General features: G+C 73.8%; 14 protein-coding genes. 2 read left to right on the forward strand and 12 right to left on the reverse strand.

Annotated features, from left to right (window positions below):
* Window positions 1-7 precede the first annotated feature (7 nt).
* Window positions 8-802: an alpha/beta fold hydrolase gene (locus tag AC0693_RS22020; protein WP_478802635.1), complete on the forward strand. Its 795-nt coding sequence runs from the start codon at window positions 8-10 to the stop codon at window positions 800-802.
* Window positions 803-850: 48 nt separating this feature from the next.
* Here the strand turns inward: AC0693_RS22020 and AC0693_RS22025 are convergent, their stop codons facing one another.
* From AC0693_RS22025 to AC0693_RS22055, 7 genes are all read right to left on the reverse strand, one after another.
* A complete protein-coding gene (locus AC0693_RS22025; RefSeq protein ID WP_478802636.1) occupies window positions 851-3,040 on the reverse strand; it encodes a helix-turn-helix domain-containing protein in 2,190 nt (729 codons plus the stop codon).
* A 53-nt stretch (window positions 3,041-3,093) separates the two neighbouring features.
* Complete coding sequence (locus AC0693_RS22030) at window positions 3,094-3,921, reverse strand: hypothetical protein (protein ID WP_478802637.1); 828 nt, start codon at window positions 3,919-3,921, stop codon at window positions 3,094-3,096.
* Window positions 3,922-3,977: 56 nt separating this feature from the next.
* A complete protein-coding gene (locus AC0693_RS22035; protein WP_469319796.1) occupies window positions 3,978-4,448 on the reverse strand; it encodes a flavodoxin family protein in 471 nt (156 codons plus the stop codon).
* 207 nt (window positions 4,449-4,655) lie between these two features.
* Window positions 4,656-5,378, reverse strand: coding sequence for an AfsR/SARP family transcriptional regulator (locus tag AC0693_RS22040; RefSeq protein ID WP_478738021.1), 723 nt, complete (start codon window positions 5,376-5,378; stop codon window positions 4,656-4,658).
* Window positions 5,379-5,581: 203 nt separating this feature from the next.
* A complete protein-coding gene (locus AC0693_RS22045) occupies window positions 5,582-6,301 on the reverse strand; it encodes a ScbR family autoregulator-binding transcription factor (RefSeq protein ID WP_356406361.1) in 720 nt (239 codons plus the stop codon).
* 76 nt (window positions 6,302-6,377) lie between these two features.
* Window positions 6,378-7,145, reverse strand: coding sequence for a glucose 1-dehydrogenase (locus tag AC0693_RS22050; protein ID WP_469319798.1), 768 nt, complete (start codon window positions 7,143-7,145; stop codon window positions 6,378-6,380).
* 90 nt (window positions 7,146-7,235) lie between these two features.
* The gene (locus AC0693_RS22055) at window positions 7,236-7,949 is read right to left on the reverse strand and encodes an HAD family hydrolase (protein ID WP_478802638.1); all 714 of its coding nucleotides are present in this window, start codon (window positions 7,947-7,949) and stop codon (window positions 7,236-7,238) included.
* 416 nt (window positions 7,950-8,365) lie between these two features.
* Between AC0693_RS22055 and AC0693_RS22060 the strand changes: the two genes are divergently transcribed.
* Complete coding sequence (locus AC0693_RS22060) at window positions 8,366-9,358, forward strand: ScbA/BarX family gamma-butyrolactone biosynthesis protein (protein ID WP_478802639.1); 993 nt, start codon at window positions 8,366-8,368, stop codon at window positions 9,356-9,358.
* Between the two features lie 91 nt (window positions 9,359-9,449).
* On the opposite strand, the gene fbaA is transcribed toward AC0693_RS22060, so the two are convergent.
* From fbaA to AC0693_RS22085, 5 genes are all read right to left on the reverse strand, one after another.
* Window positions 9,450-10,472 (reverse strand): class II fructose-bisphosphate aldolase, encoded by a 1,023-nt coding sequence (gene fbaA / locus AC0693_RS22065; protein WP_356406350.1) that lies wholly within the window; start codon window positions 10,470-10,472, stop codon window positions 9,450-9,452.
* A gap of 260 nt (window positions 10,473-10,732) precedes the next feature.
* A complete protein-coding gene (pyrE, locus tag AC0693_RS22070) occupies window positions 10,733-11,272 on the reverse strand; it encodes an orotate phosphoribosyltransferase (RefSeq protein ID WP_478802640.1) in 540 nt (179 codons plus the stop codon).
* Window positions 11,273-11,304: 32 nt separating this feature from the next.
* Window positions 11,305-12,132, reverse strand: a complete 828-nt coding sequence (locus AC0693_RS22075; RefSeq protein ID WP_478802641.1) for an aldose epimerase family protein — start codon at window positions 12,130-12,132, stop codon at window positions 11,305-11,307.
* A 16-nt stretch (window positions 12,133-12,148) separates the two neighbouring features.
* Window positions 12,149-13,072, reverse strand: coding sequence for an SRPBCC family protein (locus AC0693_RS22080; RefSeq protein WP_478802642.1), 924 nt, complete (start codon window positions 13,070-13,072; stop codon window positions 12,149-12,151).
* A 130-nt stretch (window positions 13,073-13,202) separates the two neighbouring features.
* Window positions 13,203-14,846: a polyamine aminopropyltransferase gene (locus tag AC0693_RS22085; protein WP_469316097.1), complete on the reverse strand. Its 1,644-nt coding sequence runs from the start codon at window positions 14,844-14,846 to the stop codon at window positions 13,203-13,205.
* Window positions 14,847-14,936: the final 90 nt, after the last annotated feature.

Below are 14,936 nucleotides of genomic sequence, written 5' to 3' on the forward strand. Positions count from 1 at the left end.
GTTCGTTGTGCACAGTGCCGTGGTGACCGCGGAGGGGGACCGGATCCGGTGGGTCGAGCTGGCCGGGGAGGAACCGGCGCGGGTCTACCTGCACGGACTGGGCTCCACCTCGCCCGCGTACTTCGCGGCGAGCGCGACGCACCCCCGGCTCGCCGGGCGCCGCTCGCTGCTGCTGGATCTGCTGGGGCACGGCCACAGCGACCGGCCCGAGGAGTTCTCGTACACGCTGGAGGCGCACGCCGACGCCGTGGCCGACGCGCTCCTGGAGGCGGAGGTCGCCGGGGCGGAGGTGATCGCCCACAGCATGGGCGGGGCGGTCGCGATCGTGCTGGCCCACCGGCACCCCCGGCTGGTCTCGCGGCTCGTCCTCGTCGACGCCAACCTCGACCCGGCGGAGCCGCCCGCGCCCGGAGCGGAGGTGCCGGCCGGGAGCAGCGGGCTCGCCGCCTACACGGAGGAGGAGTTCCTGGCGGGCGGCTGGGCCGAGGTGCGGGACCGGGTCGGCGCGCACTGGTGGTCGACGATGCGGCTCGCGGGTCGGACCGCCCTGCACCGCAGCGCCGTTCACCTCGCGGCGGGAACCCGGCCCACCATGCGGGAGCTGCTGGTGGGGCTGCGGATCCCGCGCGCCTTCCTGTACCCGGCCGAGGACGGCGCCCTCGCGGGGGCCGCGGAGCTGGAGGCGGCCGGTGTGAGCGTCGTGCCGGTCGCGGACTGCGGGCACAACATCATGCTGGACAACCCGGACGCGTTCGCGGGCGCGGTGCGGGCGGCCCTGGACGCTCCGGTGCACGTGCGCTGAGGGGACCGCGCCGACCCGGGCCCGCGCCGGCTCCGGCGCGGGCCCGGGTCACGTCGGGGGGCGGGTGCGGACGAGGATCTCGCGGGTGCGGCGCAGGCGCAGCGCCATCTGGATCTCCAGGGCCTGGGCCGGCTTCTGCCAGCCCTCGCCCAGGAGTTCCGCGATGCGCTCCAGGCGGCGCGAGACCGTGTTGGCGTGCACGTGCAGCGCTTCGGCGGCGTGCGTGGGGCTGGCGCCGGACTCGAAGTACGCCTCCAGGGTGCGGGTCAGCTCGGTGAAGCGGGCCGCGTCGTACTCCAGGACCGGCCCGAGGGCCTGCGCGATGAAGGCGTCCACGTCGTGATCAGCCGACAGCAGCAGGCCCAGGAAGCCGAGTTCGCGCAGGGAGGCGGTGCCTCCGGCGCCGTCGAGCGCGGTCAGCGCGTCGAGGCAGCGCGCGGCCTCCTCGTACACCCCGGCCACCGCCGACGGGCCCTTCGCCGGGCCCGCCGCGCCCGTGGAGACCGGGTGGCCGAGGAGCGGGGTGACCTCCATCGAGACCTGCCGGGCCGCCGCGGAGGCGTCCTCCCCGGGCAGCAGCAGCACGATGCAGCCGCGGCGGACCCCCTTGAGGCCGCCGACCCGGTAGGCGTACGAACTCGCCCAGGCGACCGCGCGGCCCAGCTCCCCGCCCTCGGGCCGGACCACGACCACCACGTGCGGCACGTCGAGGTCGATGCCCAGGCGCCGGGTGCGCTCGCGCAGGTGCAGGTCGGAGAGGTGGTGCGGGCGGTCGAGCAGCTCCTGGAGCAGCTCGTCGCGGACGGGGCCCTCCGCGGCCGCCGTACCGCGTTGGATCAGCATGAGGGAGGCCACTGACAGCGCCGCCAGTTCCAGCAGCCGCACGTCCTCCTCGGTGAGGGGCTCGGCGGCGTGCAGCACCAGGACGCCGAGGTCCTCGGCCCCGGCGGTGACGGGCGCGACCCACACCTCGCCCGCGGGCCGCGCGGCGCGGGCGTCGGACAGGCCGACCGGGCCGGGGCCCGCGGGGGCCTGCGTCTCGCGCGGGAGGCGGACCGGGCGGCGGGCCGTGTGCGCGTGCAGGGCGCCGCGGGTGACGGCGGCCTCGCCGAGGCCGAGCGGGGCGGGCCCCGGGGTCAGCGGGCGGCCGCCGGGATCGCGGACCTGGAGTACGCCGTCCAGCGCGTCCGCGGTGGTCCGCGCGAGCGTGGCCAGGCCGGCCCCGTCCAGCACGAGCCGGGCGAGGCGGGCGTGGCAGTCCCACAGGTAGCGGACCCGGGTGAGCGTGGCGTCGGTGACGGAACCGAAGCGCTCCAGCTCGGTCACCTCGTCGCGGGCCCGTTCCAGCAGCCGCGCCTTCTCGATGGCCACGGCGGCCAGGTCGGCCAGCGACAGCAGCATCCCCACCTCGGCCGGGGTGAAGGAGCGCACGCGCCGGTCCGCGCCGTAGAGCACGCCGAGGACGCCCTCGCGGTGGCGCAGCGGTACGGCGACGACGGCGCGCACGCCCTCGGCGCGGACCGCGGCGTCCACGCCGGGGGCGTGCGCGAGGGTGGTGTCGTGGGGGTAGTCCGCGCTCCAGACGGGGGCGCGGCGTTCGCGCACGAGCGCCCCGAGCCCCTCGGCGCAGCCGAGCCCGAGCCCGGACTCGTACCCGGCGCTGCTGCCGTCGGAGAGGTACGGGTAGGAGGTGCCGTCGGGCCGGGTGAAGCTGAGGCGGACCACGTCGAGGCCGAGCAGCCGCCGGGCCCGGCGCGCGATGACGCGCAGCAGGCTGTCGAGCTCGTAGGCGGAGGTCAGGTCGTGCGCGGTGTCGACGAGCGCGACGAGGCCGTCGGCGTTGTGGTCGCCGGGGTCGCCGGGGTCGCCTTGGACGCCGCGGTCGTCGTGGACGCCGCGGTCGTCGTGGACGCCGCGGTCGTCGTGGACGCCGCGGTCGTCGTGGTCGCCTTGGTCGCCGCCGCGCTCATCGCCGGATCCGCCGTCACGTGCGTCATCGGACCCGCCGTCGTCATCCGACGGCGCCGCAGCGGCCACGGCCTGCGGCTCCGGCGGCCGCCCGGCGCCGGCACGGATCGCGTGGGCCAGGGCGACGGCCCGGGTCAGTGCGGGGTCCGCCGCGGGCAGGAGCGCGTCGAAGGCGGCCGCGGGCGCGCCCGCGGCCAGCAGCTCCAGGACGGCGAGAGCCGCCCCGGCGCCCCCCGCGGCGTTCCCGGCGTCGTCCGGCACTGGTCCCATGGGCCCGTTCCCCCCGCTCCCTGACGTACCGGCACGCATCAAGCCATCCGAACCTAGGTTCCGCCGTGATCGTGGTCAAGTGAGCTTTCGCTGGTCAGAGCGGGTGCGGGGGCTCTAGGACCGGTACACGGCGGGCTCAGGGTGTCCCCCCGCAGGGCGGGCAGCCCCTGCAGCGCGCGCAGGGTCAGGGCGGCCGCGGTCCCCCAGCCGATGAGGCCCGGCAGGTCCTCCGCGCGGTCGCCGAGCGCCGTCCACAGCAGCCGGTGCGGGCGGGCGCCCGCCGCGGCCAGGCTCCGCCACCGCTTCCCGCCGAGCGCCCGGTCGTAGCGCGCGTACAGCAGCTGCGCGGTCGGCACGGCCAGCGGGCCCAGCTCGCACACGCGCAACGACGCGAACGCCGGGAGCGCGGCCAGGTCGAGGCCGCGCTCCCGGGCCCGCTCCAGGCCGCTCAGCCACGCTCCCAGGACCCCCTCGTACGTCCTGGGACCGGTCATCGGGCCGAAACACACACCGACGCCCTCGCCGAGCAGCCGCGCACCGGCCGCCGGGCCCTCCCCCGAGGCCGGCAGCACGACGATCAGATTGGGCCGGTCCACGGCCGCCACGAGCGCGCGGGCCGCGTCGTACGAGCACCCGTCACCCGGCGGCGGCGCCGCGACCAGCCCGCCGCGCGCGAGCAGGACGTCGCACACCGCGCCGAGGGCCGCGGGCCGCCGCGGCACCCCGTACAGCAGGTTCCGCACCGTCAGGCGGTCCGCGAACTCCGCCATCCGGTAGGGGCCGACGCCCGGTACGCCCTCCAGCCAGGGACTCACCCCTTCGGCCACCAGTCGGCGCACGGCAGCCGCGGCGCCGGGTTCTTCGACAAACGCAGCACCCATATCCACGGAGTGTGCTGGTCCGGGGGCCGCCGCACACGGCCGGTCCGGGTCGTGTGTCAACTCACCGGGCCGCGGACCGCGACCGGTGCGGCGCCCGCGAGCCGGGCCAGGCGGGCCATCCGGGAGCCCAGTCGGCGCGCGGCGTCCAGCACCGGGTCCGGACCCGGCCCGACGAAACGCCCCGGCGGCGCCGTCGGCCCGATCCAGCACATGTCCAACGCCTCGGCGAGAGCGGCCAGTTCGCGGAGGTGGCCCCGCGCGTCCCCCTCCGGGCGCACGAAACCGGCGGCCGGCTTCCCCCGCCAGTCCCCCCGCCCCAGCATCTGCGCCAAGGGGAGCGGGGCGCCGAAGAGGATGCCATCGGCCTGGGCCAGCACCTCCCACTGCGCCTCCCCCAGGTCGCCGGCGGCGACGAGGTGGCTGCGCGCACCGGCTTCCGCGGCGCCGTCGCGCGCCACGAAAGCCTGTGCGCAGGCCCGCCCCGCCCGCCCTTCGTGGACGACCGCGATCAGCGGGGGTGGGGTCACCCCCATCCCGTGTCACCGGCGGACGGGTGGCCGAGCGGGGCGGCCTGGCGGGTACGGGAGGTGGTGGCGTGGCTCATGAGGTGCACTTTCTGCGAGGAACCGGAGAAACATACCCGCCGGAATGGTGAGTGTTCGGGCGGGGCTAGGAAAAAAGACCGCAGTGGAGGAAAGCCCCCGCAAGCCCGTCAGACCGGCGCAAACCGCAGGTCAGGCAGCCAGTGGCAGGCTGGACGGCGGACCCGGCAGCAGCGCCCGGCGCAGGGCGCGGGTGGTGTCGCCCGGAGAGGACCCCAGGTCCGAACCGAGTGCTTCTGCGAGGGTTCGGTATGTTTCGAGGGACTTTCCGGCCGTTACGGCCCGCAATGCGGTCCGCAGCTCCCCGTGCCGGCCCAGCGCCAGCTCGGCCTCCACCCACTGCTTCAGCGCCGAGAGCCGGGTCGCCTCCAGGTCCGCGATGCGCGCCGCCAGCCGCGGACCGGCCTCGATCCCCTCGAAGGCCGGGCCCCGCCACAGGCGCAGCGCCCCGCGCAGCCGGTGGGCGGCGGTGGCGAAGTCCCCCCGTGCCATGGCCCGGTAGCCCGCTCCGGTCTCCCGGGCGAAGTCGCCCTGGTCACTGCGGCCGCCGTCGGTGTCCAGTAAGAATCCGCCGGGCAGCGAGACCAGAACGGCCTCGGGGGTGCGCCGCCCGGCGGAGTCGGTGGCTCCGGCCAGGAGTTCGCGTATCCGGCGGACCGAGGTCAGCAGGACCGAGCGGGCGTGTTCGCCGTCCTGCCCGTACGCCGACAGCTCCGCGGCCAGGACGTCGGTGGGCACCATCTGGTCGGCGTGGGCGGCGAGTACGGCGAAGACCTGGCGGGCGGGCTCTGCCTGCGGGACCACGGGAACGCCGTTTTCCAGGGCGCGAAACCCGCCGAGCACCTCGATGTCCATGAATCCCTCCCCAGGGTGCGACGCGTCACGGTCCACGCTCACGAGCGGACCCCGCCGGAAAAATGATACCCGGAAGTTTTTTTCATGGAAATGCCCCGGGCATCACGAATCACGTGAGCCGGGGCACAGGTGGCCCGGGGCGCGAAAAAAGGTCCTCCCCGCGAGGACGGGGAGGACCGGCGAGCCACGGGCGGGGACGCCCGTCAGGCGACGTTCCCCTCGGCTCCGGCATCGCCCGGGAACTGCCGCAGGTCGTCGCAGTCGCACAGGTGCGCGCCCTGCACCCCGTGGAGCGCCCGGCCGCCGCGGCCGGGAGCGGTGTCCAGCCGGATCGCCACGGCCGAGACGACCAGGCTGGGCATCACGCTCGTGTAGAGCGCCGAGACCTCGTCGTCCAGCGTGAGGCCGAGGGTCTGCGACATGACGTTGAGCCCGGCGAAGGAGCCGACGATCAGCCGGGACGGCTGCGCCGGGTCCACGTGCGAGAGCAGCTCCCCTCGGGCCTTGGCCTCGGTCATCAGCTCGGTGTGCAGGTCGATCCACCCCTGGTAGGGCGCGGCCCGGTCCAGGGAGCGGCCGTTCTGCTCCAGCGTGAGCCGCGCGCTGCCGCGCATCAGGACGTCGTGCTGGAGGCGGTGGGAGAAGATCATGCCGATGTCGACGAACTGCTGCGCCTTGAATTCCTGCGGGGTGAACACCGGATCGACGTTGACCTGGGCGTCGATGACCGCCTGCGCCAGGTCTTCCTTCGAGTCGAAGTGGAAGTACAGGGCGCCCTTGGTGACCCTGGCGATCTTGACGATGTCCGTCAGTTTCGCCGCGTCGTAGCCCCGGTCCTCGAAGACCAGCGCCGCGGCCTCCAGGATCGCCTGGCGCGTCCGCACGGCGCGGTCCTGCTTCACCTGGGGTCGTTCAGTCCTCATCAGCCGTTCTGTCCCTCTCCATGCCCCCGTTCGATCGGCATTACATGCCCCCGGGTACGTACCTCTGAGTACAGCTTCACACCATCGTGAAGCCTCCGTCCACCGGCATGGTGACGCCTGTGACGAAGGAGGCACGCGAGCTGCAGAGCCACGCGGCCGCCTCCGCGATCTCCGAGGGTTCCGCGGTCCTCGGCTGCGGGGTGGAGGCGTGCAGTTGCGCCTCGACGCCCGGTACGGCGGCGAACCACTGCTCGACCACCTCGGTGCGGGTGGTCCCCGGGGCCACCGCGTTGACGCGGATGCCCTGGGCGGCGTACTCGGCGGCGGCGGCCTTGGTCAGGCCGATCACGGCGTGCTTGGCGGCCACGTAGGGAGCGGCCACCGGGGTCGCCAGCAGGCCGCCGACGGAACTGTTGTTGACGATCGTGCCGCCGCCGGTCAGCAGCATGGCCCCGATCTCGTCCCGCAGGCAGTTCCAGGTGCCCCGGACGTTCACTTCCATGATCTGCTCGTACAGATCGTCACCCATCTCGTGCAGCGGCGAACGCCCCACGCCCCAGCCCGCGTTGTTGAAGGCGCAGTCCAGCCGTCCGAAGCGGCGCACCGCGACGGCGACCGCCGCGGCGGTGTCGGCGGCACGGGTCACGTCGGTGACGGCGTACTCGACCTCCGCCCCCTGCGCGCGCAGTTCCTCGGTCAGCGCCCCGAGGCGGTCCTCGCGGCGGGCGGCCAGCACCAGCCTGGCCCCCTCGCGGGCGAAGACGCGGGCGGCGGCGGCTCCGATGCCGCTGCTGGCTCCCGTGATCAGTGCGACCTTGCCGTCGAGCATCCGCTCCCCTGCCATTGCCGTCCCCATTTCGATGTCACCGCTCGTCTGATGTCTGTGGCTTGATCCGGCCGGTCCGTCCGGGTCCGACGGCCCGCTCCCGCGAGGTCACGCCGCCCAGGACCGCCCCGCCGCGGCCTCGTGGTCGAGGGTACGCAGGAGCCGCTCGTCGATCTCCTCCAAGGAGCCGACCAGGTGCCGGACGCCCGCCTCGCGCATCAGACCCGCCTGGTAGCCGTGCTCGAAGGGGCTCGGGTGGCCGATGAACGGCACCCGCAGCGCGCGGGCGGCCTCGGAGACGCGGGCGACGTCGTCGATGAAGAGCGCCCGGTCGTAGTCGACGCCGAAGGTGTCGACGGCTATCTCGCGGATGCCCGGCCGGAAATCGTTGGTGCAGACGTAGCCCGGCTCGTCGAAGAGGTGCGCGTAGCGGCCGAGGTACGTGTCGAAGTGGGCCCGGTCCAGGCCGCCGTAGCAGACCGTCCGCAGGCCCAGGGCGCGCAGCCGGTGCAGCAGCTGCTCGGCGCCGGGGAGCACCTCCAGCGGGTGCTCGGCCAGGTGGGCGGCGCGCTCCTCGAAGTACACCTCCAGCACCTTCTCGGGTGACCAGTCGACGCCGGCGGCGGCGCCGAGCGCGCGGGCGGCGACGGTACGGGACTGCGAGAAGACCGCACGCTCCACGCCGGCGTCGTAGGTGCCCCCGCGGCTGGTGACGAACCGGTGGATCACCGGGCTGAAGGTGTCGTTGAGCAGCACCCCGTCGATGTTGACGGCGGCGAGCCTCAAGTGCCCCAGCGGGCGGACGGCGTGGCGGGCGGGCATCGGTGTCTCCCATCGGCGGGGACCGCTTGGGGTGGCGGGTGGTGCGGGCGGGGCGGGTCGGCTGCCGACGGGCCCGTTCCGGACAGTTGCAGCCACCGGTGTACCAGGGCCCCCCAGAAAAATACTCTGAGGTACGCGGCGACTGCTCGGTAAAAGATACCGGACGCGTGTCCGGTTTCCTCCGTCAGGCCGAAAATCGACCGAGGGTGACAGGGTGATCCCTTTCCAGTGACTGACCTGCACATATGGCGCCCATTGCGGTCGGTTTCGCCCCCCGCACAGGTGTGGAGTGTGTCACTTCGAAGCCCTAGGCTGACCGATCATCGGGTAATTCTCTGGCTGTCAACCAAACCTGGAAGTACGTACTTGGTGACGGCACATCCGAACGACTTCCGGCCAAGATCCCAAGGGGCTCCATGACCACGACCCTGGAACCGGCGGCCGCGTCCGCGTTCCCCCACCCCTCCCTGAAGTGCGTCTGCCCGGGCGCGACCGGGCAGACCCGGACCAGCACCGTTCCCCGGGAACTCGTGCACCGGGCGGCCGTGGCCGAGGTCTTCCTCACCGGAATGTGCGCGCCCGCCCCCGACCGCTTCCACGTGCGCGCCCAACTCCCGCGCGGTCACAGCTTCTTCACCCCGATCGCGGGCACCCACTACGACCCCATGATGATCTGCGAAGCCATTCGCCAGGTCGGCTCCTACATCGCCCACGAGGCCTACGGGGTACCGCTGGGCCACCAGTTCCTGCTCTGGGGCCTCGACTACACCACGGTTCCCGAGCACCTCCTGATCACGGACGCCCCGGCCGACCTCGACCTGGAGGTCAGCTGCTCCGACATCCGCATGCGCGGTACCCACCTGCAAGCGCTGCGGTACGAAGTGACCGTGCTCCGGGGCGGCGTGGTCGTCGCCACCGGCGACGTCGGCTACACCGTGACCTCGCCGGCGGTCTACCGGCGGCTGCGCGCCGAGCAGCTGGACCGCCGTCCGATGCCCTCCCTGCCGTCCGCGCCCCTCCATCCCGCGCAGGTCGGCCGCTTCTCCCCCTTCGACGTGGTGCTCGCCGCCACCGCGCCGGCCGCCACCGGCGTCACCTGGCAGCTGCGGTACGACACCCGTCACCCGGTGCTCTTCGACCACCCCGGGGACCACCTGCCGGGCATGGTCCTGCTGGAGGCCGCCCGCCAGGCCGCGCTGGCCCTGACCCCGGCGCCCGCCGTCATGCCGGTGTCGGTCGAAAGCACCTACCAGCGGTACGCGGAGTTCGGCATACCGCTGTGGATCCACGCCGAGCGCACCGATTCCACCACGGTGCGCGTGACCGGCACGCAGGACGGGGAGCAGGTCTTCCTCGCGGTCGTGGGCACCGGTCAGGTGCAGGCGATGCCGTTCGGGATGACGGCCTGAGCGTACGGGCACGGGGGCACGTACACGCAGAAGGGCCCTGATCCACCGCTGACGACGCGGTGGATCAGGGCCCTTCCGACGTTTCCGCCGCCTACTTCAGGCGGGTACCGGTCGAGCGCAGGTTCGCGCACGCTTCGGTGACGCGCACGGCCATGCCCGCCTCGGCGGCCTTGCCCCAGGTGCGGGGGTCGTACTTGGACTTGGTGCCGACCTCGCCGTCGACCTTCAGGACCGCGTCGTAGTTGCGGAACATGTGGTCCGCGACCGGACGGGTGAAGGCGTACTGGGTGTCGGTGTCGAGGTTCATCTTCACGACGCCGTTCTCCAGCGCGGTGGCGATCTCCTCGGCGCTGGAGCCGGAGCCGCCGTGGAAGACGAAGTCGAACGGGGAGGACTTGCCGTACTTCTCGCCCACGCCGGCCTGGAGGTCCTTGAGGAGCTCGGGGCGCAGGACGACGTTGCCCGGCTTGTAGACGCCGTGCACGTTGCCGAAGGAGGCGGCCAGCAGGTAGCGGCCCTTCTCGCCGAGGCCCAGCGCCTCGGCGGTGCGCAGCGCGTCGTCGACGGTCGTGTACAGCTCGTCGTTGATCTCGTGGCTGACGCCGTCCTCCTCGCCGCCGGTCGGGGTGATCTCGACCTCAAGAATGATCTTGGCGGCGGCGGCCTTGGCCAGCAGCTCCTGGCCGATGGCCAGGTTGTCGGCGAGGGTCTCGGCGGAACCGTCCCACATGTGCGACTGGAACAGCGGGTTCAGCCCACGGGCCACGCGCTCGGCGGACACCTCGAGCAGCGGGCGGACGTAGCCGTCCAGCTTGTCCTTGGGGCAGTGGTCCGTGTGCAGCGCGACCGTGATGTCGTACTTCGCGGCCACGATGTGGGCGAACTCGGCCAGGGCGACGGCGCCGGTCACCATGTCCTTGTTGTACTGGCCACCCAGGAACTCCGCGCCACCGGTGGAGATCTGGATGATGCCGTCGCTCTCGGCCTCCGCGAAGCCGCGCAGCGCAGCGTGCAGGGTCTGGGTCGAGGTCACGTTGATCGCCGGGTAGGCAAACTTGCCTGCCTTCGCCCGGTCGAGCATCTCGTTGTAGACCTCGGGGGTTGCGATGGGCATCTGTCCGCTCCTTGGATGTGCGGGGAGTGTGCTTATTGCGGGCCCTGACCTGGGGTGCGACGTTGCCGTCGGGGCTATCTTTCCAGACTCCGCACCACACTCCACCTCGCCCGGCGGCCGGGCCCGGCCCGGGCGGGCGGAGTGTTTCACGTGAAACACTCCGCCTCCCGGTAAAGGCCCAGGTCAGAACCGGTACACGGAATTCCGGGACCTCAAGTCACCGGCTCCCGGGGGAGGCCTTCGCCGGGGAGAGCGTCTCGTCAGGAGAGACCGAGGTCCCCGAGCCGGTACCCGGTGAGGTAGGGCAGTCCGGCGTCGGCGATGGCGTCGGCCGCGCCGCGGTCCACGATCGTGGCGACGGCCACGACCTCGCCGCCGGCCTCACGGACGGCCTCGACGGCGGTCAGCGGGGACCCGCCCGTGGTGGAGGTGTCCTCGACGACCAGGCAGCGACGGCCCTTCACGTCGGTGCCCTCGATCCGCCGCTGCATGCCGTGGGCCTTCTGCGCCTTGCGGACGACGAAGGCGTCCAGGCGCCGGCCGCGGGCGGCGGAGGCGTGCAGCATCGAGGTCGCCACCGGGTCGGCGCCCAGGGTCAGACCGCCGACGCAGTCGAACTCGAGGTCGGCGGTGAGGTCGAGCATGACCTGGCCGACCAGCGGGGCGGCCTCGCCGTCCAGGGTGATCCGGCGCAGGTCGATGTAGTAGTCGGCCTCCCGCCCGGAGGAAAGCGTCACCTTGCCGTGCACCACGGCCTTGTCCTTGATCTGCTGGAGCAGCTCACCACGTACGTCACTCATGCCCATGAGCTTAGGGGGTGTCTGATGGCCCCCTAGAGCCCCGCGTCGGAGTCGAGGCCGGACGCCCGCAGGCGGCGCCAGGTCCAGGTGGTGGACAGCTCCAGCGGGTCGACGGGCGTGACCAGCTGCGGGAGGGTGTTCAGGCCGTTGGGCGGGCCGGACTGCGGCTCGACGCAGACGTACTCCTCGGGCTGGTCGTAGACCACCAGCCATTCGGCCCTGCTGGTCATGCGCAGCTCCAGGGCGCCGGGCCAGGTCAGGGTGACGTCGACGCCGTAGGGCATGCCGAAGCAGTCGTCCCAGGGCCCGGGCAGCGGCTCGATGCGGCGGCCGGTCGGGAGGTAGTCCTCGCCCCGCTCCTCCTGCCAGACCGGCTCGAAGGCGAGCCGCAGGTCCTCCCCCACCCCGAGGTTGCGGCGGAACCAGGGGTGCCAGCCGACCTGGGCCGGGAAGGAGTCGTCGTACGTCTCCACGCCCAGGGCGAGCGTGAGCGCCTCCGGGGTGAGGGCGAAGGTCTGGGTCACCCTGCCCGAAAACGGCCACGGTGCGGCGAGGTCGTAGGTGAAGGAGGCCTCGGCCCGGGCGTCGTCGGCGCCGGTTCCGGCGGGGCTCCAGGCGGCGTGGCGGCCGAAGCCGTGGATGGCGTGCGGCGGGTGGTCCAGCGGCATCTGGTGGAGCACGCCACCGTCCCGGAAGCGGCCCTCGCCCAGCCGCCCGCACCAGGGCACCATCGGGAAGGACCCGAAGTCATCCCCTTGGCGCAGCAGTTCCAGCCCGTCGACGCGCAGACTGCTGATCCGGCAGCCGTTCTTCTGGTCGACGGTCAGTTCGGCGCCACCGGCGCTCAGTCGCGTACTCATGCCCCGACCCTACGGGTCAGCGGCGGCGTCGCAGGGCACGCCCGAGGACGACCGCCGAGGCGAGGGCGAGGGCCGCGGCGGGGGCCAGCCAGCGCAGGTTCAGGGCCGGGGAGCCGGAGTCCGGCGCGGGGACCGGGGCGTAACGGCCGCGCGGGGGTGCGTGGTCGACCTCTTCGGCGCTGCGGCCGATCATCGTGCGGCGGGCGTGGGCGGCTTCGGCGGGCGCGCGCGGCGTGTCCCCCAGGTCGCCGAACTCGCTCAAGTCGTGGTCGAGGAAGGGGTCCAGGGACGGGGGCGGCACCTCGGCGTCGAAGACCGTGGCGGACACCTCGATGACGCCGGGCCCGTCCGGCCCGTCCGCGGGGTCCGTCCCGTCCGCCGGGTCGCCTTCCGCCGCTTCCGCGGCCTCCCCCGCTGCCACGGCGTCCTGGGGATCGTCCACGACCGGGGCGCCCGCGATCGGCGCGTCGACGACCGGCCCGTCCGCGGCAGACGAGGGCGCGGTCGGGGGCGTGGCGGCGGTCGTCAGGTTCGCCGCGGTCCGGTCCAGCAGCCGGTGCACCGAGGTCGCGGTCGCGTCCGGGGCGAAGCCCGCCGCCCGGCCCTCCGCGCTGCCTGCGGCGGTGACGGCCAGCAGGGTGCCGCCCTCCGCCGGGGCCAGCCGCAGCGTGAGCGAGACCTTCACGGAGCCCGAGCCCCGGACCTCCGCGCCCTCCCCCTCCGCCTCGAAGGTGTCCTCGCCCCGTTCGGTGACGGTCAGCGCGCCCCGGTAGGTCACGGTGCTGCCGCCGACCCGCAGCTTCAGCCGCCCGGCCAGCGGCCCCGAGGCGCCGTCGGCGTCCTGCTGGAAGCCGGGGACGCACCGGGCCAGGCGGGCGGGGTCCCGCAGCACCGCTCGGAGGTCGGCTGCCGGTACCGGAACGAACACCTGATGCTCCATGGCGCCGAGCCTACCGAGGGCTCGGCCCAACCGGGAGCTTTCGCCGCCCCGGGCCGCCGCCTTTCCAGGCGCCCGGCGGACGCCCCGGCACCCACCCGGCGCCTGCCCGCGCCCCGGGGTCCCGGGACTCCTAGGACGCGTAGCGCGGGTGCGGGAGGGTCGAGGGGGGCAGGTCGCGCATCCGGACCCGTTCGGTGTCGCGGGCCGCGTCCTGCAGGGCGCGGGTGGACAGCGAGCGCAGCACCGGGGCGTCGCTCTCGACCCGCAGCGCGGGGGTGCGCTCCCGGGCGGCCAGGACGAAGCCCCAGTCCTGCGCCGGGGTGACCGAGCCGCCCTGCGCGCGGTCGGGGCCCGCCGCGAAGCCGGTGAGCCGCCCGCCCGCGCTGTAGGGCGCGGTCCGCAGCCCCGCCGCGCGCAGCGTGGCCTCCACGGTCCAGTAGCTGCGCGGCCGGGAGGTCAGCGGTCCCGCGTGCACCGCGAGCCGCCCGCCCGGGCGCAGCGCCCGCGCGGCCAGCCCGTAGAACTCCTGGGAGTACAGCTTGGTGCTGGGCGTGATGCCGGGGTCGGGGAGGTCGGAGACGATGACGTCGTACCGGCCGGCCGCGCCGGGTCCGCGCAGCCAGCGGAAGGCGTCCGAGGCCACCACCCCGATGCGCGGGTCGGCGTACACGTGCGCGTTCAGCCGCGACAGCATCGGGTCGGTGCGGGCGAGCCGGACCACGCCGGGGTCGAGTTCCACGACGGTGACGGATTCGACGTCGCGGTAGCGCGCCACCTCGCGGGCGGCCAGCCCGTCGCCGCCGCCGAGGACGAGCACGCGGGCGTGCGGGCCCGCCATCGCCGGGTGCACGAGGGCCTCGTGGTAGCGGTACTCGTCGTAACCGCTGACCCGCAGCCGCCCGTCGAAGTAGAGGTCGAGGGAGCGCGGTGAGCCGGCGGCCGGCCCGGTGACGACGAGTTCCTGGACGCCGGTCTGGACGGCGACCCGCACCTCGTCCCCGTAGACCGCGCGCCGGGCCACCCGTTCGAAGTCCCCCGCCAGCACGGTGGCCGCGGCCAGGACGAGCAGCACGCTCACGTTGGCGGCGAGCAGCACCCAGCGCGCGCGGCGGCTCAGGTCGCGGCGGAACAGCCACAGGACGAGGGCACCGCCCGCCAGCGCGTTGACGGTGCCGGTGAGCATCGCGCCGGTGAGCTGGCCGAGCAACGGCAAGAGCAGGAAGGGGAAGGCGAGGCCGCCGACGAGCGCTCCGACGTAATCGGCGGCGAAGAGGTCGGCCACCGCGCCGCCCGCGTCCTGCCGCCGCACCCGCTGGATGAGGGTCATCAGCAGCGGGATCTCGGCTCCCATCAGCACGCCGATCACGAGCGAGAAGGCGACCAGCGCCGGTCTGGACTCGCCGAACCAGGCGAAGCACGCGTACAGCGCCATGGCGGAGAGCCCCCCGACGAGGGCGAGCAGCGCTTCGACGGCTCCGAAGCCGAAGGCGGGCCGCCCGCGCAGCCGTTTGGCCAGCAGGGAGCCGACGCCCATGGCGAAGACCATGACGGAGAGCACCACCGACGCCTGGGTGACGGAATCACCGATCAGGTACGAGCCGAGGGCGAGCAGTTCCAGCTCGTAGACGAGCCCGCAGGCGGCGCAGACGAACACGGTGGCCAGGACGAGGAGTCGGCCGGTCCGGGGCCGTACGGGGAGGGCGGCCGGGACCGTGACCCTGCCCCTCGGCTTCGCTGCCGGGAGCACGCCGCCGGGGGTGGAACGGTCGATCATGCAGCGAACCGTACGTCACAGCCCGCCCGCACCCCGTCACCCACATGGGTGCAAGTGGTGTGCCATGCCTGCCAGTTGGAGTAACCGCGG

This window comes from Streptomyces sp. NPDC043876 (genome assembly GCF_056435825.1).